General features: G+C 33.2%; 24 protein-coding genes. 13 read left to right on the forward strand and 11 right to left on the reverse strand.

Annotated elements, in window-relative coordinates:
* Positions 1–18 precede the first annotated feature (18 nt).
* Positions 19–477 (forward strand): DUF5362 family protein, encoded by a 459-nt coding sequence (locus KKQ79_RS11065; RefSeq protein WP_213190184.1) that lies wholly within the window; start codon positions 19–21, stop codon positions 475–477.
* 185 nt (positions 478–662) lie between these two features.
* Here the strand turns inward: KKQ79_RS11065 and KKQ79_RS11070 are convergent, their stop codons facing one another.
* Positions 663–1,769: a DUF3078 domain-containing protein gene (locus KKQ79_RS11070; protein WP_250131243.1), complete on the reverse strand. Its 1,107-nt coding sequence runs from the start codon at positions 1,767–1,769 to the stop codon at positions 663–665.
* A 165-nt stretch (positions 1,770–1,934) separates the two neighbouring features.
* Between KKQ79_RS11070 and KKQ79_RS11075 the strand changes: the two genes are divergently transcribed.
* The 3 genes from KKQ79_RS11075 (at position 1,935) to gdhA (ending at position 5,377) form a co-directional block, all read left to right on the forward strand.
* The gene (locus KKQ79_RS11075) at positions 1,935–2,705 is read left to right on the forward strand and encodes a rhomboid family intramembrane serine protease (protein WP_213190185.1); all 771 of its coding nucleotides are present in this window, start codon (positions 1,935–1,937) and stop codon (positions 2,703–2,705) included.
* 24 nt (positions 2,706–2,729) lie between these two features.
* Positions 2,730–3,833: a DNA-processing protein DprA gene (dprA, locus tag KKQ79_RS11080; RefSeq protein WP_213190186.1), complete on the forward strand. Its 1,104-nt coding sequence runs from the start codon at positions 2,730–2,732 to the stop codon at positions 3,831–3,833.
* A gap of 185 nt (positions 3,834–4,018) precedes the next feature.
* Positions 4,019–5,377 (forward strand): NADP-specific glutamate dehydrogenase, encoded by a 1,359-nt coding sequence (gdhA, locus tag KKQ79_RS11085; protein ID WP_213190187.1) that lies wholly within the window; start codon positions 4,019–4,021, stop codon positions 5,375–5,377.
* A gap of 71 nt (positions 5,378–5,448) precedes the next feature.
* On the opposite strand, the gene KKQ79_RS11090 is transcribed toward gdhA, so the two are convergent.
* On the reverse strand, positions 5,449–5,937 hold the full coding sequence (locus KKQ79_RS11090; RefSeq protein ID WP_213190188.1) for a YkgJ family cysteine cluster protein: 489 nt from the start codon (positions 5,935–5,937) through the stop codon (positions 5,449–5,451).
* A gap of 80 nt (positions 5,938–6,017) precedes the next feature.
* Between KKQ79_RS11090 and KKQ79_RS11095 the strand changes: the two genes are divergently transcribed.
* On the forward strand, positions 6,018–6,404 hold the full coding sequence (locus KKQ79_RS11095) for a group III truncated hemoglobin (protein ID WP_213190189.1): 387 nt from the start codon (positions 6,018–6,020) through the stop codon (positions 6,402–6,404).
* Here the strand turns inward: KKQ79_RS11095 and KKQ79_RS11100 are convergent.
* From KKQ79_RS11100 to KKQ79_RS11130, 7 genes are all read right to left on the reverse strand, one after another.
* Positions 6,399–6,716 (reverse strand): DUF6122 family protein, encoded by a 318-nt coding sequence (locus KKQ79_RS11100; protein WP_250131244.1) that lies wholly within the window; start codon positions 6,714–6,716, stop codon positions 6,399–6,401. The genes KKQ79_RS11095 and KKQ79_RS11100 overlap by 6 nt on opposite strands.
* A 24-nt stretch (positions 6,717–6,740) precedes the next feature.
* On the reverse strand, positions 6,741–7,451 hold the full coding sequence (locus tag KKQ79_RS11105; RefSeq protein WP_213190190.1) for a DNA alkylation repair protein: 711 nt from the start codon (positions 7,449–7,451) through the stop codon (positions 6,741–6,743).
* Positions 7,432–7,836 carry a hypothetical protein gene (locus tag KKQ79_RS11110; RefSeq protein ID WP_213190191.1) on the reverse strand — a complete coding sequence of 135 codons (405 nt, stop codon included), beginning with the start codon at positions 7,834–7,836 and terminating at the stop codon, positions 7,432–7,434. The genes KKQ79_RS11105 and KKQ79_RS11110 overlap by 20 nt, the downstream gene beginning before the upstream one ends.
* Before the next feature lie 158 nt (positions 7,837–7,994).
* Entirely contained in the window at positions 7,995–9,200 is a 1,206-nt protein-coding gene (gene hflX, locus KKQ79_RS11115) for a GTPase HflX (RefSeq protein ID WP_213190192.1), read from the reverse strand.
* A 48-nt stretch (positions 9,201–9,248) separates the two neighbouring features.
* The gene (locus tag KKQ79_RS11120) at positions 9,249–9,515 is read right to left on the reverse strand and encodes a SemiSWEET family sugar transporter (protein WP_213190193.1); all 267 of its coding nucleotides are present in this window, start codon (positions 9,513–9,515) and stop codon (positions 9,249–9,251) included.
* A 70-nt stretch (positions 9,516–9,585) separates the two neighbouring features.
* Positions 9,586–9,849, reverse strand: coding sequence for a SemiSWEET family sugar transporter (locus tag KKQ79_RS11125; protein WP_213190194.1), 264 nt, complete (start codon positions 9,847–9,849; stop codon positions 9,586–9,588).
* Positions 9,850–9,952: 103 nt separating this feature from the next.
* A complete protein-coding gene (locus tag KKQ79_RS11130) occupies positions 9,953–10,375 on the reverse strand; it encodes an META domain-containing protein (protein WP_213190195.1) in 423 nt (140 codons plus the stop codon).
* A 93-nt stretch (positions 10,376–10,468) separates the two neighbouring features.
* Here KKQ79_RS11130 and KKQ79_RS11135 point away from each other — a divergent pair, with 93 nt between their 5' ends.
* The 4 genes from KKQ79_RS11135 to KKQ79_RS11150 all read left to right on the forward strand — a co-directional run bounded on the left by KKQ79_RS11135 (position 10,469) and on the right by KKQ79_RS11150 (position 14,847).
* Positions 10,469–12,601 carry a S46 family peptidase gene (locus KKQ79_RS11135; protein WP_213190196.1) on the forward strand — a complete coding sequence of 711 codons (2,133 nt, stop codon included), beginning with the start codon at positions 10,469–10,471 and terminating at the stop codon, positions 12,599–12,601.
* Between the two features lie 166 nt (positions 12,602–12,767).
* Positions 12,768–13,244 (forward strand): YdeI/OmpD-associated family protein, encoded by a 477-nt coding sequence (locus tag KKQ79_RS11140; RefSeq protein WP_213190197.1) that lies wholly within the window; start codon positions 12,768–12,770, stop codon positions 13,242–13,244.
* 17 nt (positions 13,245–13,261) lie between these two features.
* Positions 13,262–14,329, forward strand: coding sequence for a calcium:cation antiporter (locus KKQ79_RS11145; RefSeq protein WP_104793045.1), 1,068 nt, complete (start codon positions 13,262–13,264; stop codon positions 14,327–14,329).
* 5 nt (positions 14,330–14,334) lie between these two features.
* The gene (locus tag KKQ79_RS11150) at positions 14,335–14,847 is read left to right on the forward strand and encodes a GNAT family N-acetyltransferase (RefSeq protein WP_213190198.1); all 513 of its coding nucleotides are present in this window, start codon (positions 14,335–14,337) and stop codon (positions 14,845–14,847) included.
* 112 nt (positions 14,848–14,959) lie between these two features.
* On the opposite strand, the gene bcp is transcribed toward KKQ79_RS11150, so the two are convergent.
* A complete protein-coding gene (bcp, locus tag KKQ79_RS11155) occupies positions 14,960–15,406 on the reverse strand; it encodes a thioredoxin-dependent thiol peroxidase (RefSeq protein WP_069799804.1) in 447 nt (148 codons plus the stop codon).
* Positions 15,407–15,436: 30 nt separating this feature from the next.
* Between bcp and nth the strand changes: the two genes are divergently transcribed.
* Positions 15,437–16,057, forward strand: coding sequence for an endonuclease III (gene nth / locus KKQ79_RS11160; RefSeq protein ID WP_213190199.1), 621 nt, complete (start codon positions 15,437–15,439; stop codon positions 16,055–16,057).
* 31 nt (positions 16,058–16,088) lie between these two features.
* Here nth and KKQ79_RS11165 read toward each other — a convergent pair whose 3' ends face one another.
* Complete coding sequence (locus KKQ79_RS11165; RefSeq protein ID WP_213190200.1) at positions 16,089–17,879, reverse strand: DUF885 domain-containing protein; 1,791 nt, start codon at positions 17,877–17,879, stop codon at positions 16,089–16,091.
* A gap of 150 nt (positions 17,880–18,029) precedes the next feature.
* Here KKQ79_RS11165 and KKQ79_RS11170 point away from each other — a divergent pair, with 150 nt between their 5' ends.
* The 3 genes from KKQ79_RS11170 (at position 18,030) to KKQ79_RS11180 (ending at position 22,270) form a co-directional block, all read left to right on the forward strand.
* Positions 18,030–18,920 (forward strand): GLPGLI family protein, encoded by an 891-nt coding sequence (locus KKQ79_RS11170; RefSeq protein ID WP_213190201.1) that lies wholly within the window; start codon positions 18,030–18,032, stop codon positions 18,918–18,920.
* Between the two features lie 131 nt (positions 18,921–19,051).
* Positions 19,052–19,957, forward strand: coding sequence for an AraC family transcriptional regulator (locus tag KKQ79_RS11175; protein WP_213190202.1), 906 nt, complete (start codon positions 19,052–19,054; stop codon positions 19,955–19,957).
* A 96-nt stretch (positions 19,958–20,053) separates the two neighbouring features.
* A complete protein-coding gene (locus tag KKQ79_RS11180; RefSeq protein WP_213190203.1) occupies positions 20,054–22,270 on the forward strand; it encodes a TonB-dependent receptor in 2,217 nt (738 codons plus the stop codon).
* Positions 22,271–22,364 lie beyond the last annotated feature (94 nt).

The following is a 22,364-nucleotide window of genomic DNA, read 5'->3' on the forward strand; positions in this document are numbered from 1 at the left end:
TTTTAAACTATATAATTTATGGAAAACAATTTACATGTAGAGAACGGCGAAAATTTAGTAATCGATTGGCGTTCGAAAGAATTTTTAAAAGAAACAGCAAAATGGACTAAGTTTTTAGCCATTTTAGGTTTCGTAGGAATTGGATTAATGGTTTTGGGTTCATTAGTAATGCTTTTTGCTCCGTCATCATTAATGTCTAATGGAGATTTTCCTTTTGGTGGAAAAATATTTATGATGCTTCTTTATTTGGCATTTGCTGTTTTATACTATTTCCCAATTTCTTACTTGTATCAATTTTCAGAAAATACTAAAAAAGCAATTGAAAACAATGACAATAACGCTATTAGAGATGCATTTGAATTTTTAAAATCTCATTATAAATTTATGGGGATTTTAACCATCATTCTGCTTTCTTTTTATGCCATTATGATTTTCATTGGACTTATTGGAGCGGGAGCTGCTGCAATGATGAATTAAGAGCTAACTAAAAGTTTTAAAACGCAAAGATTTAAAATAAAAGATTAACCTTTTTAAGAAAGCAAAGCAAAATTCGCTAGCGAATTGATAAAGCGAATGCTTAAAATCTCTATTATTGAGCGTAATAATAAAAAAATCCACCAAATTATTGGTGGATTATATTTTTCTAAATTATTTAAATTTCATTATAAAAATGGTTTTACCACTTTTTTAATTTTTGGCTTGTCTTGGTTTTCGATGCCGAGGTTATAAGAAAAACCTATACCTAAAGTTTGCTTAAACTGCATTCTTTTAATTTGGTCGTGATCGTACAATAAATCTGCACTTACATTGGCAGAAATTAACTTATTAACTCTAAAGTTCAATTGACCGTTGTAAGAAAAATCCACTCGTTCTGTATGATATAAATAATTGGTAAAGAAGTTCAGTTGATTTACCAAATTAATGTCTTTATAAATTTTTTGTCTGTACAAAATATTCACCATGGCTCCTAACTCTTTTCTGAGGCTTTGACCATCTTTTTCTAAACCATAAAAACCTACTTTTTGCAAATGCTTATCGGCCACGATGGTAAACTTACCATTAATCGGTCTAAAAATCACTTGGAAATTTTCATTAGGATTATACGAGATACCGATACCCGTATTAATATATGCAGGTGCTAAAAATTTAGAAATTCTGTCATCAAAATTCGGACTTGGCGTTTTCACATAATTATAACCCGGCGCAAACTGAGAAATAAACTGCAAACCTGAAGACAAGTAATAATTCCTTCCTAAATCATAACCATAATTCGCCATGATATTGATGAAATCTTCTGTTTTTCTAGTGGTTTGTCCGCTTGCTGCTACAATTCCGTATCCTAATTGGAAATTATTTTCTAAATAATGTTTTCGCTTTTTGAAACTCAAATTATAGTTGATTTTCCCTAAAATCCCAATGTTATTATTTCCCCCAGAATTCCAGTTGCTGAAACTCGCTTGGTTAAAAACCATATTGTTTTGACCATAGAAATACCAAACTTTTTCTTCTTTGGTTTTAATCAATTGAAACGGTGTAATAGGAATTTCAGTGCCGAGTTCCGCAGTAATTTTATCGGTTTTTAGAATAATGGAATCCTTGTGCTTTACATCTATTTTTTGCAAATTAATTTCTGCCAAAGAATCTAAGTTAGGAATGTTTTTTTTCCAGTTTTCTGCGCTAATGGAATCTAGAATTCTTTTACTCTCAATTTGGGAGTAATACATATTAATAGATAGACAACCGAACACAAAAATTAACAACTTCTTCATTTTCAAAATTTAAAAAACCAGTTCAAAAATACAATTTGTAAAACGAATGGAAGTCTTGAAAACGAAAAAATCTTACTTTTTGTCTATAATTTTTAAAAAAATCGGGGATTTATAGTCAAATTTTCCATAAAATTGTCTTGGCATTTATTTAGTCACATTTTATTTATGCTAAAAAACACCATCCACATCAAAGCGCTTCTAATTCCTCTCTTCATGCTTTCTGCCATGTGGTTAGGTTTCTTTTTACAACACATCGGTTTTGTAGAAAACTGCGAAGGTTCCCTCATTCCTCTAGTTCCAGAAGGATTAAAAGGCGTAATATTTTCTCCGCTTTTACACGGGAATTTAGAACATATCGCCAGTAATTCTGTACCGATTGCGGCATTGCTGTTCTTGCTCTATCAGTTTTATCCTAAATTGGCCAATCCTGTATTTTTTTACGGATGGATTGTTACAGGACTCGTAGTTTGGTTACTGCCACCTATGAATTTTTTCGGACAAGAAGCTACTTATACCTGCATCATCGGAGCAAGTGGAATTGTATATATGCTAGCATTTTTCTTATTCTTCAGCGGAATTTTCAGAAAAGACAAAAAACTGCTAACTGTTTCCCTTTTAGTCGCCTTGTATTATGGAAGTTTAATCTGGGGAATTTTTCCAGAAGAATTATTCTATCGATTAGATGAACCAAGCCGAATTTCATGGCAAGCTCACCTTTCTGGAGCGGTAGTTGGTCTTTCTCTAGCGCTAATTTTCAGAAAAAAACATCAAGAAAAAAAGAAAAAATTCATTTGGGAATTCCCTAATTATTACAGCGAAAAAGACGATAAACTTTGGCAAGAATACATCGAAGGTCATCCTGAACATTTTCTAGAAATGCCTCAGAAAAAGAAAGAAGAAATCTGGGAACATTTAGACGAAATCAGAAAAAAGTAAAGCGATTTTTTCTTATTTTTGAGAATGTTACATGAAGAACATCTATATTCCATAGCGTTACGCGCTACTCCGCTTATTGGCGATGTAAATTTTATGAGATTGGTAGAAATTACCGGTTCTGCCAAAGAAACTTGGCATCTTTCTAAGAAATTGCTCAAAGAAATTCCGGGAATTGGCTCTAAAATTACGAAAGAAATCGGCAACGAAAAATATTTGAAATTCGCAGAAAAGGAAATTGACTTCTGTGAAAAAAATAACATTAAAATTAATCTTCGCCATTTAAAAGAATTGCCAAAATTACTTTCTAATTGTGATGATGCTCCTGCAATTCTTTACCAAAAAGGAAGTTTAGACGAAAGTTTAACTCCCATTTCCATCGTAGGAACCAGAAACATGACGAGTTATGGCAAACATTTCATTGAAGAATTTCTAGAAATTTTAAAAAATAAAAAAGTGCTCATTGTAAGTGGTTTGGCACTCGGAACAGATGGTTGCGCTCATACAGAAGCCTTGAAAAACCAACTGAAAACAGCAGGAGTTTTAGCTCATGGTTTGCATCTCATCTATCCTTCTCAGCATAAAAAATTAGCCGCAGAAATTTTAGAACAAGATGGCGCTTTACTCACCGAATTTAATTCTAGTGATAAACCAGACCGAGAACATTTTCTGCAAAGAAACAGAATTGTAGCAGGATTTTCTCCGGTTACCATTGTTATAGAAACTGCTTTTGGTGGCGGTTCTATGAGTACCGTAAGTTATGCTAATGATTACAACAGAGAAGTTTTTGCGCTGCCAGGAAAAATCAATGATAAGTACAGCCAAGGTTGTAATTTACTCATCGCACAGAACAAAGCTAGAATTTTACAAAATTTTGAAGAAATATTAGACGAATTGCAATTGGGTAAAGAAAAAGAAAAGATAGGAAGCCTTTTTGCAGCGAGAGAAATTAAACTGAGCAAAGACTTACAACCGATTTATGACACGATTGCTTCTCAACCTCAAATTTCGTTAGACGACTTGAGCGAAAAACTAGACATTCCTCCTTATAAATTATTGCCCATTTTGCTTGATTTTGAGTTAAAAGGATACATTAAAGCACTTTCCGGAAAGCAATATTCTATAATTTAAAAATTCACAATTTTTTAATATTTCATTATTTTTCACATAACATCATGTTTTCCTTAACAGAAACATTATAATTATGAATTTAATAAAATTTTTATCATAATTTATATAATTTTCATTAAAGTCAAAATAATTCTTGTGAGAATAGAAAAAAAAATTAAATTTGTCTTTAATAATTCATAACATCTATGGAACAAAACACTATCGAACAAAAAATACAAGAGTTCGTTGCGAAAATTGAAGCAAAAAACCCAAATGAGCCAGAATTTTTACAGGCGGTAAAAGAAGTAGCGGTTACAGTTATTCCTTTTATTGCTACCAAAGAAGAATACAGAGGAATGAAGCTTCTAGAGAGAATGGCTGAACCTGAAAGAGTAATCATTTTCAGAGTTCCTTGGGTAGATGATAAAGGTGAAATTCAGGTAAATAGAGGTTTCAGAATTCAGATGAACTCTGCAATCGGACCATATAAAGGAGGAATTAGATTCCATCCTACAGTAAACTTATCAGTGCTTAAATTTTTAGCATTCGAGCAAGTTTTCAAGAACTCATTAACTACTCTACCAATGGGTGGTGGAAAAGGAGGTTCTGATTTTGACCCAACAGGAAAATCAAACAACGAAATTATGCGTTTTTGCCAATCTTTCATGACGGAAATGTGTAAACACATTGGTCCAGAAACAGACGTTCCTGCAGGAGATATCGGAGTAGGTGCTAGAGAAATTGGTTACCTTTTCGGTCAATACAAGAGAATTAGAAATGAGTTTACCGGAGTTCTTACTGGTAAAGGTTTAGCATATGGTGGTTCATTAATCAGACCAGAAGCTACAGGTTATGGTGTAGTATATTTTGGTGAACAAATGCTAAAAACAAAAGGCGAAGATTTCAAAGATAAAATCGTAACCGTTTCAGGTTTCGGTAACGTAGCTTGGGGAGTTATCAAAAAAATTGAACAATTGGGTGGAAAAGCAGTAACTATTTCTGGTCCTGATGGTTATGTTTATGACAAAGACGGTATTACTGGCGAAAAAATAGATTTCTTATTAGAATTAAGAGCTTCTGGAAACAACAGAGCGGAAGATTATGTGAAGAAATTCCCAACTGCAGAATTCCATGCTGGTAAGAGACCTTGGGAAGTGAAATGTGACGTGGCTATTCCTGCTGCTACACAAAATGAACTTCACCTAGAAGATGCTAAAAATTTAGTAGAAAACGGTTGTAGATGTGTAGTAGAAGCGGCAAACATGCCTTCTACATTAGATGCTATCAACTATTTCTTAGATAATAAAGTATTATTCAGCCCAGGAAAAGCTTCTAACGCTGGTGGTGTAGCAACTTCTGGTCTAGAAATGACGCAGAACTCAATCAGATTAAACTGGAGTTCTGAAGAAGTAGACGCTAGACTAAAAGAAATTATGATTGGTATTCACAATGCTTGTAGAAAATACGGTAAAGAAGAAGATGGATACGTAAACTATGTAAAAGGTGCTAATATTGCTGGTTTCGTAAAAGTAGCTGAAGCAATGCTTGCACAAGGTGTAGTCTAAATAAGTGATGATTTTTTCAAAATAAAGACCCGTAAAACGGTAGAAAGTCTCGGATTTTATTCGAGACTTTTTTATTTGGTTAGATTCTTCATCATTTTCTCTACAAACGTAAATGCAGCAGGACAAATCACGGTGTTTTTCAACATGAGATTATTGATTTGATAAATTTTCTTTCTATCCGTATGAGGATATTCTCGGCAAGCTTTTGGTCTTACTTCGTAGATAGAACACGTGTTATCTTGATTCAAGAAAAAACAAGGTAAATTTTGCAGAACTTTGTCATTATCTTCGTCTATTCTCAGAAATTTTGCTTCAAAATCTGCTGGTTTCATTCTCAAATGTTTCGAAATTCTCTCGATGTCTTTTTCGGTATACAATGGTCCTGTAGTTTTGCAACAATTGGCGCAAGACAAACAATCAACCTCATCGAAAACCTCATCATGCATTTCTTGAACCACATAATCTAAATTTTTAGGCGGCTTTTTTTTGAGATTTTCTAGAAACTTTTTGAGTTCTTTTTGCTTCTGTAAAGCTTGATTTTTATAAAATTCTAAATCCATCTTATCATTAATGATGCAAAATTAAAACTAATTGACTGAAATCATAAATTTTTGATGTTTTAAAGAACTATTTTTGTAAAATGAAAGACATTACTACCATTCAAGATATACAACTACTCGTCAATACTTTTTACGAAAGCGTTCGAGAATCAGAAATCGGTTTTTTCTTTGAAGAAATCGCCCAAGTAAACTGGGAAAAACATTTGCCCAAAATGTACATTTTCTGGCAAGCATTGTTATTTGCTGATGTGAAATTTGACGGAAATCCTATGGGTGCACACTTCCCTATTAACGAAAAAATGGCAATGGAAAAACATCATTTTGACACGTGGTTAAGTCTTTGGAAATCTACTGTAGACCAATTATTCTCTGGCGAAATTGCAGAATCTGCCAAATCTAAAGCCGAAAATATTGCCAGTTTAATGTCCTATAAAATGGAAATGGATACCAAACTGAGAAAACTATAATTTCATTAACCATCTCCAGAAATAGAAATCCTGAAAATCTGTAAACATGTGAAATAGCAATCCTATTGCTATGATTCTGTAGTTCCCTCGCAGAAATAAAACGCCTAAAAAGTATAAAAAAATCATAGGATAAGTATGCAAAGGATGAAAACCAATGCTACTTCTTCCCTCTTGGAAAATTGGCGTAGCTAAAAGATGGTCTACATCTACCAACATGGTGGCTAACATAATGAAATAAGCCTTTTTCCGATTTTCTTTATAGAAAACAAGCGCTATAAACACTGGAAATATCAAGTGTAAAAAATAATGCATTATGATTTTTGCAATTTCCAAAGTTTAAATTCTTCCTTTTAAAAAGTCTTGCCGTAAATCTTCGTCTAGTTTTTCAATCGCATAACGAAGTGAAGTTCTGGGCATATTTTGGTAATGCGTTTTCAAAAAATTCAATAATTTTTCTTCATCTTTTTTGCCCATTTCTCTTAGAAGCCAACCGTTTGCTTTGTGCATCAAATCATGTGAATGATTCAAATTATTCAGCGCCAATTCTATGGTTAAATCATGACTTCCTTTCTTGATATGATACATCGTAGCCACAATGGCGATGCGTTTTTCCCACATGTTTTCAGAATTCGATAACTTTTTCAAAATTTCATCTTTCTGATTTTCAAAACAATATCTTCCTAATAATTTATAGCAAGACAAATCTACCAAGTCCCAATTATTGATATACTTTGTGTTTTTTAGATAAAAATCAACGAGCGTTTTCTTTTCTTTTTCGTCTTTGGTTTTCTCAAATTTTGTTACTAAAATCAACAGCGCCACTAATCTCATCTCGTGAAATTCTGATTTCAAAATTTCTTGAACATCATCTAAAGTGGCTTTTTGCCAATATTCCTTCACCAACTTTCTAGAATCTGGAACGACTACACCAATGAATTGGTCACCTTCTGCATATTGACCTTTTCCCGTTTTAAAAAAATACGGCAAAAAATCTCTCTTTTCTGGTGTAGAAAGAAATTGTAAGGCTTCAAGGATTTGGTTGTACATTATTATCAATTTTATATTTATTATAAAAAATTAAAAGAATAATTGCAAAAAATAAATTAAAGCCATTTTCAATTAATTTCTCAGCAGAAATTGGGTGAATACCATAAAAAACTAATTCTTTTATGTGATAAAGTAGAATATATAACGGCATTAAAATTCCAACGAAATAAATAAATATTTTAAAAATCTGATGATTATAATTTGTTTTTAAGAAGAACATTAAAAAAGCAGAAAAACTAATAAGAAGTTTTAGCCACTTTAAAACAAGAATTCCAGCAATTTCTGTTGGTTTATAAACCAGCAGAAGCCCATTTACAAAGTCTAGACTCACAATTGCAAGAAAAATGTAGAAAAAAATTCTACTTTTAAAAAATTCAGTTCTCATAATTATTTAGATGCTTTGACTTCGTCGAATCTAAAGATTTCAGCATGACAAAGTGTGCAAAAATCTAATTTAAAAATTTAAACACAGAGAAACAGAGCTTGTTTCACAGAGTTCACAGTATGCTCTGTGTTTTCGCTGTGCCTCTGTGTTTAAACAACTTACTCATCCTCAAAATATTCAAACAAGAAATCGTTATATGGAAATCTAGAAATATGAATTTTATGAACCTCATCGTAAATCATTTTCTTCATTTCTGGAAAATTCTCTTTAGATAAAGCCGAAATGAAAACGGTAGGATATTTAGATTTTGCCATCCACGTTTTTTTCCACTCTTCTAGAGAAATGTTCTTTTTGGTAGCTGGAGTTAAATCATCTTCGTCTTTTTTCTCATAAGCAAAAGCATCTATTTTATTGAAAACCATAATCATAGGTTTCTGATGCGCATTGATTTCCATGAGGATTTGATTCACAGAATCAATGTGATCTTCGAAACTTTCGTGAGAAATATCTACTACATGAATAAGCAAATCAGCCTCGCGAACTTCGTCAAGCGTAGATTTGAAAGATTCTACCAACTGAGTCGGCAATTTTCTGATGAAACCAACCGTATCTGTCAATAAAAATGGTAAATTTCCAATTACCACTTTACGAACAGTAGTATCTAGCGTTGCAAAAAGTTTATTTTCTGCAAAAACTTCAGATTTAGAAAGCGCATTCATCAAGGTAGATTTTCCTACGTTGGTATATCCTACCAACGCAACTCTCACCACTTTTCCACGATTATTTCGTTGAGTCGCCATTTGTCTATCAATGGTTTTCAGCTTTTCTTTTAGAAGCGTAATTCTATCACGAATAATACGTCTATCAGTTTCAATTTCGGTTTCACCAGGACCACGCATTCCGATTCCTCCTTTTTGACGTTCTAAGTGCGTCCACATTCTGGTTAATCTTGGAAGAAGATATTGATATTGAGCAAGTTCCACTTGAGTTCTTGCGTAAGAAGTTTGTGCTCTTTGTGCAAAAATATCAAGGATAAGATTGGTTCTATCGAGGATTTTTACTTCCATTTCTCGCTCCAAATTTTTCAATTGAGAAGGTGAAAGTTCGTCATCAAAAATAACGGTTCCTATTTCGTTTTCTTTTACAAAATTTTTAATTTCTTCTGCTTTTCCGCTTCCTACAAAGGTTCTAGAATCTGGTTGAGATAATTTTTGCGTAAAGCGTTTTTCTACAGTTGCACCTGCAGTATAGGCAAGAAATTCTAACTCATCGAGGTATTCGGTAAGTTTTTCTTCGTCTTGATGCTGTGTAATTAAGCCTACTAAAACGGCTTTTTCGTATTGATGTTCTTTTTTTTCGAGCATAAGGTTTACTGACTACATTATTTTACAAAGGTAATATATATTCACCTATCATAGAGATTTTGAGAATTTCCATTTTAAAATCAATAAAAAAACGGTGATGGCGATAGAAATACTGTTAGTCACCATCATAGAAATGCTTTCTTTTACCACACCATAATACAACCAAAGCACACTGCTGATGATTCCTATAATACAAGTGAGCAAAGAGATTTCTTCGGCTGATTTTTCCTTGAAAATTTTAACAATTTGTGGGATAAAAAGCGCTGAGGAAATTCCACCAGCTATAAACCCAAAGACTTCTGGATTGATATTCATGTTTTTCTTTCAAAGAAAATTCCTTTTCTCCAAAAGAACATTTCAAGGTTTAAAGAATCTTTTATAGAATTTACTTTTCAGAATATTTCCACTTGAGTAAAAGCATGATAACTGCTGATATACAGACTACTACATTGGTGAGAATTACAGAAGGAAGTTCTTTCCAAATTCCGTAAACCAACCAAATTAAAGTACTGGTCACCACAATCATAAAAGAAGTTACAGAAATATCTTTTACCGATTTAGACTTCCAAGTTTTAAAAATTTGCGGAACGAAAGTTATGCAAGACAATGTTCCTGCAATCAAGCCGAGAATTTCTGGGTTAAAATTCATTTGATAATGTGTTAATATGATGATGAGTTGATATGATGATTTTTTTAATTCAAATTTGCGAATTTTTTCAAAATCTTCATCAAATCTACTTAATATCAAACTATCAGTCCCAATCTTCGGCAACAAATTTCATGGTTTGTCCATTTTTATTTTTCAAAGTCAAAAAATGCCCTTTTACTTGATATTTGGTTATCGTAGGTAATAATTTCCCGAAGTTTTCTTCTAATTTCATGTTTCCGTCACAATACATCATGGTAGAACCAACTCCTGAGAAATGTATTCTGTGATTATTTTTCAATTTTACAGAGAAAAAAATACTGTTGCAACCCATTTTTGCGCCACCTCCTCTTTCGAAGTGAGTTAGGTCTAAATATGCTTTTTTCTGAATGAGTTCTTCCTTGGTAAATCCTTGAAATTCAACTAACATCCACTTTCTCTCCAGAGAAGAAATTTCTTTCTGTGGAGCAAAACTCATCATAAAAAATGAAATTGATAATATGCTGATTATAAAAAAACGTGTTTTCATCATAGGTAATTTGTAACAGACCAGTCAAATTATATACCAATTTTCAAAAATCGCTTTTAATTCATACATTTACCCATAAAATTTTTTAGATCAATGAAAAGAATATTTTTACTATTCACATTTCTATTGAGCTTTGCACAAATGCGTGCAGACGAAGGAATGTGGCTGATGATGCTCGTAAAGAGATTAAACGGAAAAGACTTACAAAAACAAGGTCTTAGATTAACTGCAGAAGAAATTTATTCTGTAAACAACTCTAGCCTAAAAGACGCCATCGTACAGTTTAATGGTGGTTGTACCGCAGAAGTAGTTTCTAAAGAAGGTTTGCTTTTCACAAACCACCACTGTGGTTATGATGCTATTGCAGCACTTTCTACGCCAGAAAAAAATTATTTAAAAGATGGTTTCTTCGCCATGAACAACAAAGAAGAACTTCCTGCAAAAAATCTTTATGTGAGATTTTTAGTAAGAATGGATGATGTAACAGCTAGAATTAACGGGAAACTTAATCCTCAAATGTCTGCTGACGAAAGACGCGCCGTAATCGAAGCAGAATACAAAGCCATCCAAAAAGAAAATTCAGAAAATGGTAAATATACTGTAGTAGTAAGAGATTTCTTCAGTGGAAATGAATTCTACTATTTTGTATATCAAGATTATAAAGACGTAAGATTGGTAGGAACTCCTACAGAATCTATTGGTAAATTCGGTGGTGATACCGATAACTGGGAATGGCCAAGACATACTGGTGACTTCTCTGTTTTCAGAATTTATGGTGATGCTAAAGGAAATCCTGCAGAATATTCATTAAACAACGTTCCATTAAAACCTAAATATCACCTTCCTGTTTCTATGAAAGGTGTAAAACCTGGTGATTTCACCATGATTATGGGTTATCCTGGTAGAACTAACAGATATTTAACTTCTTATGGAATCAATCAATTGGTGACTAAAGATTATATCGGTTGGGTAGAAGCTTCTAAATCTGCAATGGATGTGATGAAGAAGTACATGGATAAAGACACGCAAATCAGATTAGATTACGCTTCTCAATACGCTTCTGTAGCAAACTACTGGAAAAACAGAGCTGGAACCATAGAATCTGTAAACAAAAACGGAACAGTTGCAGACAAACAAAAAGTAGAAGCTAAATTCCAAGAATGGGCTAACTTAGCTGAAAACAAAGCTACTTATGGCAATGTTCTTTCAGAAATCGAAGCGTATTACAAATTAATTGCTGATAGAAATTTAGAAAGAAACTACGCTACTCAATTCCAAAGAAATGCTAAATATGCAGTTCTTCCTTACAGAATTGGCGCTGCTCTTAAATCTTATATTGAGCAAAACGAAGCTGGAAAAGCGGCTATGAAAGCTAGACTTCTTGCTGGTGTAGAAGCTTCTTACGATGGTTTCCACCCAGTAGTAGAAAAAGATATGTTACAAACTTTACTTTCTCTTTATAAGAACAAAGTACCGTTTGATTATCAACTTCCGGTGATGAAATATTCTAATCCAGCAGAATTAGCTAACCAAGCAGACGCTTCTATTTTCAGCACCAAAGAATCTCTACTTAAATTCATCGAAAATCCTAGTTTAGCTATTCTGGAAAACGATCCGCTTTACAAATTCTCAGGAATTATGGTAGCAGAAGCTATGATGTTTGGAGACAAATATGTAAAAGCTGATGACCAATTTGCTAAAAACACAAGATTATACTTTGACGGTCTTAGAAAATCTATGCCAGAAAAAGAATTCTATCCAGATGCTAACTCTACTATGAGAGTAACTTTCGGTAAAGTAGATAGATTACCAATCAGAAAAGACAGACAATATTATGGCGTAAAAGATAACTTCTATACTGATATGAAAGGTATGGTGGCTAAATACAAAAAAGGCGACGCAGAGTTTGATTTACCTCAAAGATTATTAGATCTATACAAGAAAAAAGATTTCGGTCCATACAAAGACAAAAAAGGTTATATGCCTGTAAACTTCTTATCAGATAATGATATTACAGGTGGAAACTCTGGTTCTCCTATCTTAAACGGAAATGGTGAATTAATTGGTCTTGCTTTCGATGGTAACTCTGAAGCACTTTCTGGAGATATCGTTTTCGAAAAACAATGGCAAAAAACCATCAACCTAGATGTAAGATTCTTACTTTGGGTAATGGATAAATATCACGGAGCTGGTTATTTATTAAACGAAATGACCATCAGAAAATAAGGCAACTTTTTTGCTTCTAAAACTAACCTCGGAGAAATTTCTTCGAGGTTTTTTATTACTTTTTACTCCGTTTAGTTTTTAAAAAACTTTTATAAAAACTCAAATTTTCTTATTTTTAGGAAATCATAATTTTTTAAACGTTTCTTTTTTCTCAAAATTCATAAAAATGTCAACGGATTACATCACTTTTGAAACAGAAATTAAGCAAAATGGCACTATGAATGCTGCCTTTGTAGACTTTCCTTTCTCTACAGAAGAATTATTTGGCAAAAAAGGTCAGGTAAAAATCAAAGCTTTGCTTGATGAAAAAGTAGAATACAGAGGAAGCCTTGCCAAAATGAAAAGTGATGGTCATCTACTGGGATTAACTCAGGAAGTAAGAAAACAACTTGGGAAAACTTTTGGCGATAAGGTTACGGTGAAACTTTGGGAAGACCAAGAAGAAAGAATTGTAGAAATTCCTGAAGATGTTTTAGAAGTTTTCGAAAAGAACAAAGATGCTTTTGAAATGTATCAGAAAATGTCTTACACGCATCGGAAAGAATACATGAGATGGATTACCGAAGCCAAAAAACCAGAAACCAGAGAAAACAGAAAGGTAAAATTGATAGAAATGATTTTAGCAGGTAAAAAAGGAATATAACTTAAATATAAACGCGTATGAAATTAAAAAAACTTTTCCATTGGACGGTTATTGCTCCTATTTTAGCTTGGGTTATTTACTTTTTAACTCCCGATTCAGACAGTACAGTTATTTTAATGCTTTGTGGCGTTTTTTTAATGTTAAGTGTATTTTCTGCAGTACACCATTCAGAAGTCATCGCACATAAAATTGGCGAACCTTTTGGAACTATTGTTTTGGCGATCTCCATTACAATTATAGAAGTAGCACTTATTATTTCGCTCATGACAGCAGGAGGAAAAGAAACCTCACATCTCGCCAGAGATACTGTTTTCGCAGCGGTAATGCTTATTTTAAACGGTGTTTTAGGTTTAAGTTTATTGGTAGGAAGTGTGAAATTTCACGAACAGTTTTTTGCGAGAACTTCTGCCAATTCCCTACTCGTTTCTTTGATTGCTATTTTAGTGCTTACTCTTATTCTTCCTAATTTTACGACCAGTATAAATGGTCCTGTTTATACGCAACCTCAATTGATTTTTGTTTCTATAGCTTGTCTCACCATTTACAGCACTTTTTTATTGGTTCAAACGGTGAGACATAGAAATTATTTTTTACCCAATAACAAAGAAGAAGTAGTTTCTGTCCCTACTGCAAAAGAAAGTATTCTGAGTTTTATTACCTTATTGGTCTGTCTAGGAATTGTAGTATTAATGGCAAAAAAACTCTCTACACCTATAGAAACCATCATTAGAAATGCAGGATTGCCACAATCTTTGGTTGGAGTTATCATTGCAGCAGTGATTTTATTACCAGAAGGAATCGCTTCCATTAAAGCAGCCAGAAAAGATGATTTACAGACCAGCCTCAATCTTTCTTTAGGTTCCGCTTTGGCTTCTATTGGACTTACTATTCCCGCAGTTGCAGTAGTGTGCAGTATTTTTGATTTAGACCTTGTTTTAGGATTAGATTATAAATCGATGGTTTTGCTGGGATTGTCTATTTTTATCACCATGTTATCGCTAAGTCGAGGAAAAACCAACATTCTTTACGGTGTAGTTTTACTTGTGAACTTGGCTGCTTATATTTTTACTGTAATTTATCCTTAATTAATATGAAAACCTACGAAACCGAAAGACTTTTACTCAAACCTACAGATTTAGAGGATGCCGAATTTATTCTTCAACTTTTAAATTCTGAAAGTTTCATCAAATATATTGGAGACAGAAACGTAAGAACCATAGAAGACGCCGAAAACTACATTCGCAATAGATGTTTTCCTCAGTTTGAAAGACTAGGCTACGGAAGTTTTACCGTAATTCTAAAGGAAGATTCTTCTAAAATGGGAACTTGTGGAGTTTACGCTAGAGAAAACACAGATAATGCTCCTGATATTGGCTTTGCTTTTTTGCCAGAATTTGAGGGAAAAGGTTATGGCTACGAAAGTGCCCATTTTATGAAAAATTTGGTTAAAAATGATTACGGAATTAAAAAATTGGGCGGAATTACGGTAGAATACAACCACGCTTCTAGAAAATTATTAGAAAAACTAGGTTTAAAATTCCAAAAAAAATTCTTCATGGATGGTGATCCAGAAGAATTATTGTATTTCGAAGCTGATATTTAAATAAAATTATCTGTCATTCTGAAAAGAAGTGAAACGGAATGAAGAATCTCTTTAATATAGAACAGATTCTTCACTTCACTGCGTTTCGTTCAGAATGACAATGTAAAAAAGATTACTTCAAAATCTGAGCTGCGTGATTTTTGGTTTCTACTTTTTCGATGACTTCTGTGCAAACAGAATTTTCGTCAAATAAAAAGGTAGTTCTCACGATTCCCATGAATTCTTTGCCCATGAATTTTTTGAGTTGCCACACCCCGAATTTTTCACAAACTTCATGGTTTTCATCGGCTAATAAATCATATTTAAACCCGAATTTATCATGAAATTTCTTTTGATTTTTCACAGGATCTGCAGAAATTCCCAAAATCGTAAAACCTTGTTTCGTTAAGTATTCTATATTTTCATTAAGGTTACAAGCTTCTGCTGTACAACCTGGCGTATTGGCTTTCGGATAGAAGAAAACCACCAATTTTTTCCCTTTGAAATCTGAAGATTTAACCAGATTTCCGTCTTGATTATCCAATTGAAACGTAGGAAGTGTATCACCTATTTTTAACATAATGCTTATTTTTGCTCAAATTTACAGAAAATGACTAAGAAAGAGCGTGCAAAAATAGTAATGACTGAGTTAGAAAAAATCTATCCCGAAGTTCCTATTCCACTGAACCATAGAAATGCTTATGAACTATTGGTTGCAGTTGCACTTTCTGCACAAACTACTGATAAAAAAGTAAATGAAGTAACTCCCAAATTGTTTTCTGTAGCACCCAATCCAGAAAAAATGGCTTCATTAGAAGAGCCTGAAATCAAGGAATTGATTAAAGAAATCGGACTTTCTACAACCAAAGCCAAAAATCTAAAAATCATGGCCAATCAACTTCTGGAAAGACATAACGGCGAAGTTCCTTCTAACTTTGAGGATTTAGAAAATTTAGCAGGAGTAGGTCATAAAACGGCGAGTGTAGTGATGAGTCAGGCTTTTGGTGTTCCTGCTTTTCCGGTAGACACTCACATTCATCGATTGATGAAACAATGGAAATTAACCGAAGGAAAAAACGTGGTTCAAACCGAAAACGACGCTAAAAAACTTTTCCCAAAAGAAACTTGGAATAAACTTCACCTCCAAATTATTTTCTACGGCAGAGAATATTCTCCAGCCAGAGGAAATCAGGAGAAAGATTACCTCACGAAAATGCTTTTTGAGAAATAAAAAAAACCGCAAAATTCTGCGGTTTATATTTTTACTGTTTCTTTGCCCAAAGTTCCATCTTTCTTTCTAAAACGGACAATGGAAGACATCCTTGGTTCAGAATTTCATCATGGAATTTAGCCAAACTAAATTTCTTACCTAGTTCTTTTTGATATTTAGCTCTTAATTCTAAAAATTTAAGCGAACCGATTTTGTAACCTAATGCTTGTCCCGGAATCGCCATATAACGCTCAATTGCGGCAGTTGCGCCTTCCTCAGAATCAGAAATATTGTTTAGGTAATATTTTATAGCTTCTTCTCTGGTCATTTTTCCAGTGTGAATTCCTGTGTCTACTACCAATCGAACTGCACGCAACATTTGATCACTTAAATAACCCATTTTTTGATAAGGATCGGTGTACAAACCAAACTCTGGTCCTAAAGTTTCGGTATAGTGCGCCCAACCTTCTCCATAAGCTCCGAACCAACCAAATCTCATGAATTTAGGAATTTCCATATTTTCCTGTTGAAGCGAAACTTGATAATGATGCCCTGGAATAGCTTCGTGCAGGAATAAAGATTCGAAACCATTGGTTACATTATATTGAGTAGCATCTGGAATAGGCGTATAAAAAATTCCCGGTCTGCTTCCGTCTGCTGAACCTGGTTTATATTCTGCACTTGCACTTGCTTCTCTAAATTTTTCTGTTCTTCTGATTTCAAACGGTGTTTTAGGAGATTGACTAAACATCGTTGGAAGCTTTGGTTCTATTTTCTTTAAAATACCATTAAACGCGGCAATTACTTCTTCTGGCGTTTTATAAGGCATTGCTTTTTTGTCTGTTTTTAGACTTACTAAAAATTGTTCTAGTGTTCCTTTAAAACCTAATTGAGTTTTTACTTTCTCCATTTCTGCTCTTAGCATGGCTACTTCTTTCAACCCAATTTTATTGATTTCATCGGGAGTAAGATTAGTGGTAGTCCAAGATTTTGCGAGATACGTGTAAATATTGCTTCCATTTGGAATAGCGTTAATTCCATCTGTATTTCTCGCTTTTGGCAAATATTCTTTTTCTAGAAAATCACCCATACTTTTGTAGGCAGGAATAATTTTCGTTTTAATAGCGTTTTGATAAAGTACGGAGTACTTTTGTTTATCCGCAGCAGAAAAACTGGCTGGGATTTTTTTGATAGGCCCGTAGAAAATATTTTTATCAAAATTTTCAGAAATAATTTCTTCACCTCTCATTTGAGGAATCATTTTCACCACCAATTTTTTGGGAAGCACCACATTTTGTTTCATCCCATCTCTGAAATTCTTTTCGGCAGTATTCATCCAAACGGCAAAAGCATCTATTCTTTTCAAGAAATTATCATAATCTTTAGTCGTTTTAAACGGTTGATTTCCATCTCCACTGCCTAACAATGGAAAATCTAATGGCAAACCTTCAAATTGGTTAAAAGGCATCAGTTCTGGATGATACGCATACTTCTCAATCTTATCTTTTAAGGTAAAATCTAAAACATCATAAACGGTTTTGTCTTTATCAGAAAGAGATTCATAATCAAGAGTTTGCAACTTTTTTTGAGTTTCGGTATAGAAACCGATTTCTTTAGAAATAAAATCCTGACTGATCGCATTTGGCAATTGGTCATTATATCTATTATCGCCTTGCATAGTGGCTTCCAGAGGAAACATTTTCAGGTAACCTTCATAATATTTAGAAGCAATGCTGTCTATATTGGCTTCGGATTTTGGCAAAGCAATGTCTGTTTTTTTACAACTGATTACGAAAAGCATCATTGCAAATATTCCTAAAATAGGCGCTCTAAAGAATCTCATTTGTCTTAAATTTTAAACAAAAATATAAATTATCTGTAAATGTGGATTTTAAAATCACAAAAAAATAGTTTTAAAGCATTAAGAGTAATTTTTTTCATAAATTTTTGTAACAAAGTAAAAAATCTCTTACTAATTAATAAAATTTAAAAAATGAAATGGTATAAATCTTTAAGCTTTGCTTTATTGTTTTTAGTAACTCTTGCAAATGCACAATCTGCTAACAGATTTTTTTATGAATTGACCTTTAAACCACAGAAAGATTCAGCTAGAACAGAAAAACATATTCTTTTCCTAGACATTACCAAAGATAGATCTATTTACAGAGATCATCTGCAAGTTACACAAGACTCTATTTTAAAAACAACTATAGAAAGTTCTCAAAAATCTGGTATTATGCCAGATATAACTAAAATTATAAAACTACCGAAATTTGGTCACACCATTAGAAAAGTATATCCTATAACAGAAATAAGATATACGGAAAGAATGTTACAAGACGATATTACTTACAAAGAAGCTATCAATTTTAACTGGAAAATAGAATCAGAAAAATCCAAAATTGGAGAATATCAAGCACAAAAAGCTACTACCGAATTTGGTGGCAGAAAATGGACGGCTTGGTTTTCTGAGGATTTACCATTTCAAGATGGACCATATAAATTTTATGGTTTACCAGGGCTTATTGTGAAGATAGAAGACGCTAATCAAAACTACTCTTGGCAATTAAAAGGAAATAAAACCATTGAAAATTGGGAAGAAGAAACTTATGCAGAAAAACTCAATAAACAATTTGGGCAGAGAATAAACAATTTAGAAGTAGATCGCAAAAAATTTGAAACATTATACGCAGACTATAAAAATGATCCTTTTGCTAAAATTAAAGGAAGAATTCCTGCAGAAGCTTTGTCTCAAAAAATGCCAGGACAAGATAAAACCATCGGCGAAGTTTTCAAAGAACAAGAAAAATGGTTAAAAGACGCTATGAATGCAAATAACAATAATATTGAAATTCAAGCAATTGAAGGCAAGCCTAAAAAATAAAATTCCCTTCATATTAAACTTTTGTAACAGAAAACTCGAGGATTCGTCTTCGAGTTTTTTGCATTTTATAAGAGCAAGAATAGACCATTGTGCTGTGGTTTTTAGTTCTATATTTGTAAAAAAATAATCGGTTGACTTCACAAGAACATCTTGCAAGAATTAGAAAGGTTTTAGATTACATTGACCAACATTTGGACGATGAACTTCCTCTGGAAAAACTCGCAGAAATGGGCAATTATTCTGCATTTCATTTTCATAGGATTTTTCGCGCGGTTACCAGTGAAACTTTGCTAAGTTACATCACCAGAAAACGCATGGAAAAAGCTGCCATGATGCTTTCCTTAAAAAAAGAAAAATCTTTAGAAGATATTTTCTTGGAAATAGGATTCAATAGCCATTCTACTTTTGGCAAAACCTTCAAAAAGCACTTTGGGATTTCACCTGCTGCTTTTAGAAAAAATTCGCCAGAAAATTTTAAGAAAATTCAAACCATTATCAGCAATATCGGACAAAAAGAAGTCGTTTTCGAGCAATATCTTTACCAACTAGAACAAATGAAATTTTTTATGGAAAATAAAGCCAATATTCAAATAAAAGAAATGCCAGAAATGCAGATTGCATCAGTATTAAGCATAGGTGTACAAAATATAGGAAACGCTTACAATACCCTTATTTCTTGGGCTATTTCTAAAAATATTTTCCCTAGAGAAAATGTGAAAATGATTACCGTTTATCACGATAGTTTCAAAGTTACTGCTCCCAATAAAGTGAGAATTCACGCAGGCATGTTGCTAGAAGAACCCATCAAAAATGAAGGCGAAGTTTTCCTAGAAATTTTACCAAAAGGGAAATATATCGTTTCTCGACAAGAAATTACACTCCCCGAATTCGAAACTGCTTGGAACGCACTTTTCCTTTGGATGAACGAAAACGGACATCAGTTCAGAAAAGAATGTCCTTATGAAATTTACCATAATGATTACCAAGAACACCCTGAGAAAAAGTGTTTGGTAGATTTCTGCATTCCTATTTTGTAATTTTCTACGATTCAGTTTCTATTTTTTACGGTTCAGTAAAACTTATTTCTTTTCAGAAATGAGCAGAGATACCTTTGCTTCATCAAAAACAGAATTATGAAAACTCGCATTTTTACATTACTCTTTACCTTTGCCTTTACCTTTACCTTAATTGCTCAAATTACCATTTCTGGAAAAGTTTTAGGAAGAAATAACAAACCGCTGAAAGATGTTTCTGTAACACTGAAAGATACTTATGATGGCGCTACAACAGACGAAACAGGAAATTACAAATTTGAAACTTCTGAAAAAGGAAGCCAAACCTTGATTTTCTCTCATCCTAAATTTATAGAAATTGAAAAATCTATTCAAATTGAAGACAAAAACCTTATTCTAAATGCTGAACTAAAAGAATCGGTGAGCGAAATAGATGCAGTAGTCATTTCTGCGGGAAGCATAGAAGCCAGCGATAAAAAACGCGCCACTACTCTATTGACACCAATTGACGTTTACACAACAGCTGGAGCCAATGGTCAAATTTCTTCGGCACTAGAAACCTTACCTGGAGTTCAAAAAGTGGGAGAATCAGAAGGTCTTTTCGTGAGAGGAGGAACCGGAACGGAAACCAAATTCTTCATGGACGGAAATTTGGTCAATAATTATTTCGGAAATTCTGTACCCGGAATTAAAGCGATGGATAGATTGAATACTTCGCTTTTTAAAGGAAATGTATTTTCGAGTGGTGGTTATTCTGCAGTTTACGGACAAGCTTTATCTGGAGTTTTAGCTTTGGAAAGTATCGATTTACCAGAGAGAAATGCTGCAGATTTTGGGATTTCTCCCATTTTTGCAAGCGGCGGAATTCAGCGAGTTAATCAAGAAAAAACACATTCTTACGGAATTTCTTTAGGCTATTCTAACCTAGAACTCATTCAGAAAATTCTAAAATTCAATACCGATTTCGAAAAAGCACCTCAAAGTTTCGGTGGCAATGGAAACTTCAGAATTAAAACGTCAAGAGGCGGTTTTATCAAATATTACGGAAGTTATGACACCAGTTCTATGAAGCTTTCTTCTCCCAATTTAGACAACGAAACTTCTTCTGATAAAATCAATCAAAACGGGAAAAATACATTTCACTCGCTTTCTTACAGAGAAAAATTTGGCAGATATACTTTGAATCTTGGAAGTTCATATACTTTTAACCAAAATATTCTTCATTTTTCTAATGTAGACCAAAACGGAAGTTCTCAATTCAATAATGACATAGATTCTAAAGGCAATTATTTCAACGCCAAAGCTTTGATTGAGAGAAAATTATTTAAAATTTCGGCAATAAGAGCAGGAATAGAACTGAATACAACCAAAGAAGAAACTTGGGTTTTCATCGCTCAAAAAAAATATGAATTTAGAGATGATATCACATCACTTTTTGCGGAAACTGATTTGGGAATCAGCAATGATTTATCCTTAAAAATAGGAGCAAGAGCAGAAAATTCTTCTTCTATTAACCACTGGAATTTTTCGCCAAGATTTGCCATGGCTTACAGAATTTCTAAAGAATGGACAAGTTCATTAGCTTACGGAACTTTCTTCCAAAATCCTGAAAGTAGATTTTTTACCGAAAATTATCAACCCAATTATCAAAGAGCAGAACATTACATTTTCCAACTCCAAAGAACTGTGGATGGTAGAAGTTTGAGATTTGAAACCTATTACAAAAAATACGAAGATTTGGTAAAAACTTCTAATAATTTCTACAAACCAATTGCCATCAATAACAACGGAAGTGGCTATGCAAAGGGAATTGAACTTTTTTGGAGAGACAAAAAAACTTTAAAAAACATAGATTATTGGATTTCTTATTCTTATCTCGATTCTAAGAGAGACTATCTGAATTACAACCAGCAACTTTTCCCAAATTTTGCAGCAAAACACACAATTTCTATCGTTGCTAAAAAATTTATTACCGCTTGGAAAACAGGTTTCAATTTTTCTTACAACTACAATTCCGGAAGACCTTATTACAATTTCGTGACCGAAAATGGTAATACTGATCTCAAAAATCAAGGCTTTGTAAAAGATTATCAAGCGGTGAATTTCAGCCTTAATTATTTACCGAATTTAGGCAAAAAAGATGCAAGAGCTTTCACCGTTTTGGTGCTCTCTATCAATAACATTCTAGGAACTAAAAATGAATTTGGATACAATTTTTCGAGCAATGGATTGAAATCTAGAGCCATCGTTCCTCCTACCAATACTTTTGTGTTCATCGGTGCATTCATCAGTTTTGGGACAGACAGAACTCAAGAAGCCATTAATAATAACTTATAGAATTAAGTCCAAAATTGACCATACAAACCATTCAGTCAAGAAAAACTACAGTTCGGTGAACTAAAATTTCAAGAAAATTTCTTTCAAAATATCT

It is taken from the genome of Cloacibacterium caeni, from assembly GCF_907163125.1.
GTDB lineage: Bacteria > Bacteroidota > Bacteroidia > Flavobacteriales > Weeksellaceae > Cloacibacterium > Cloacibacterium caeni_B.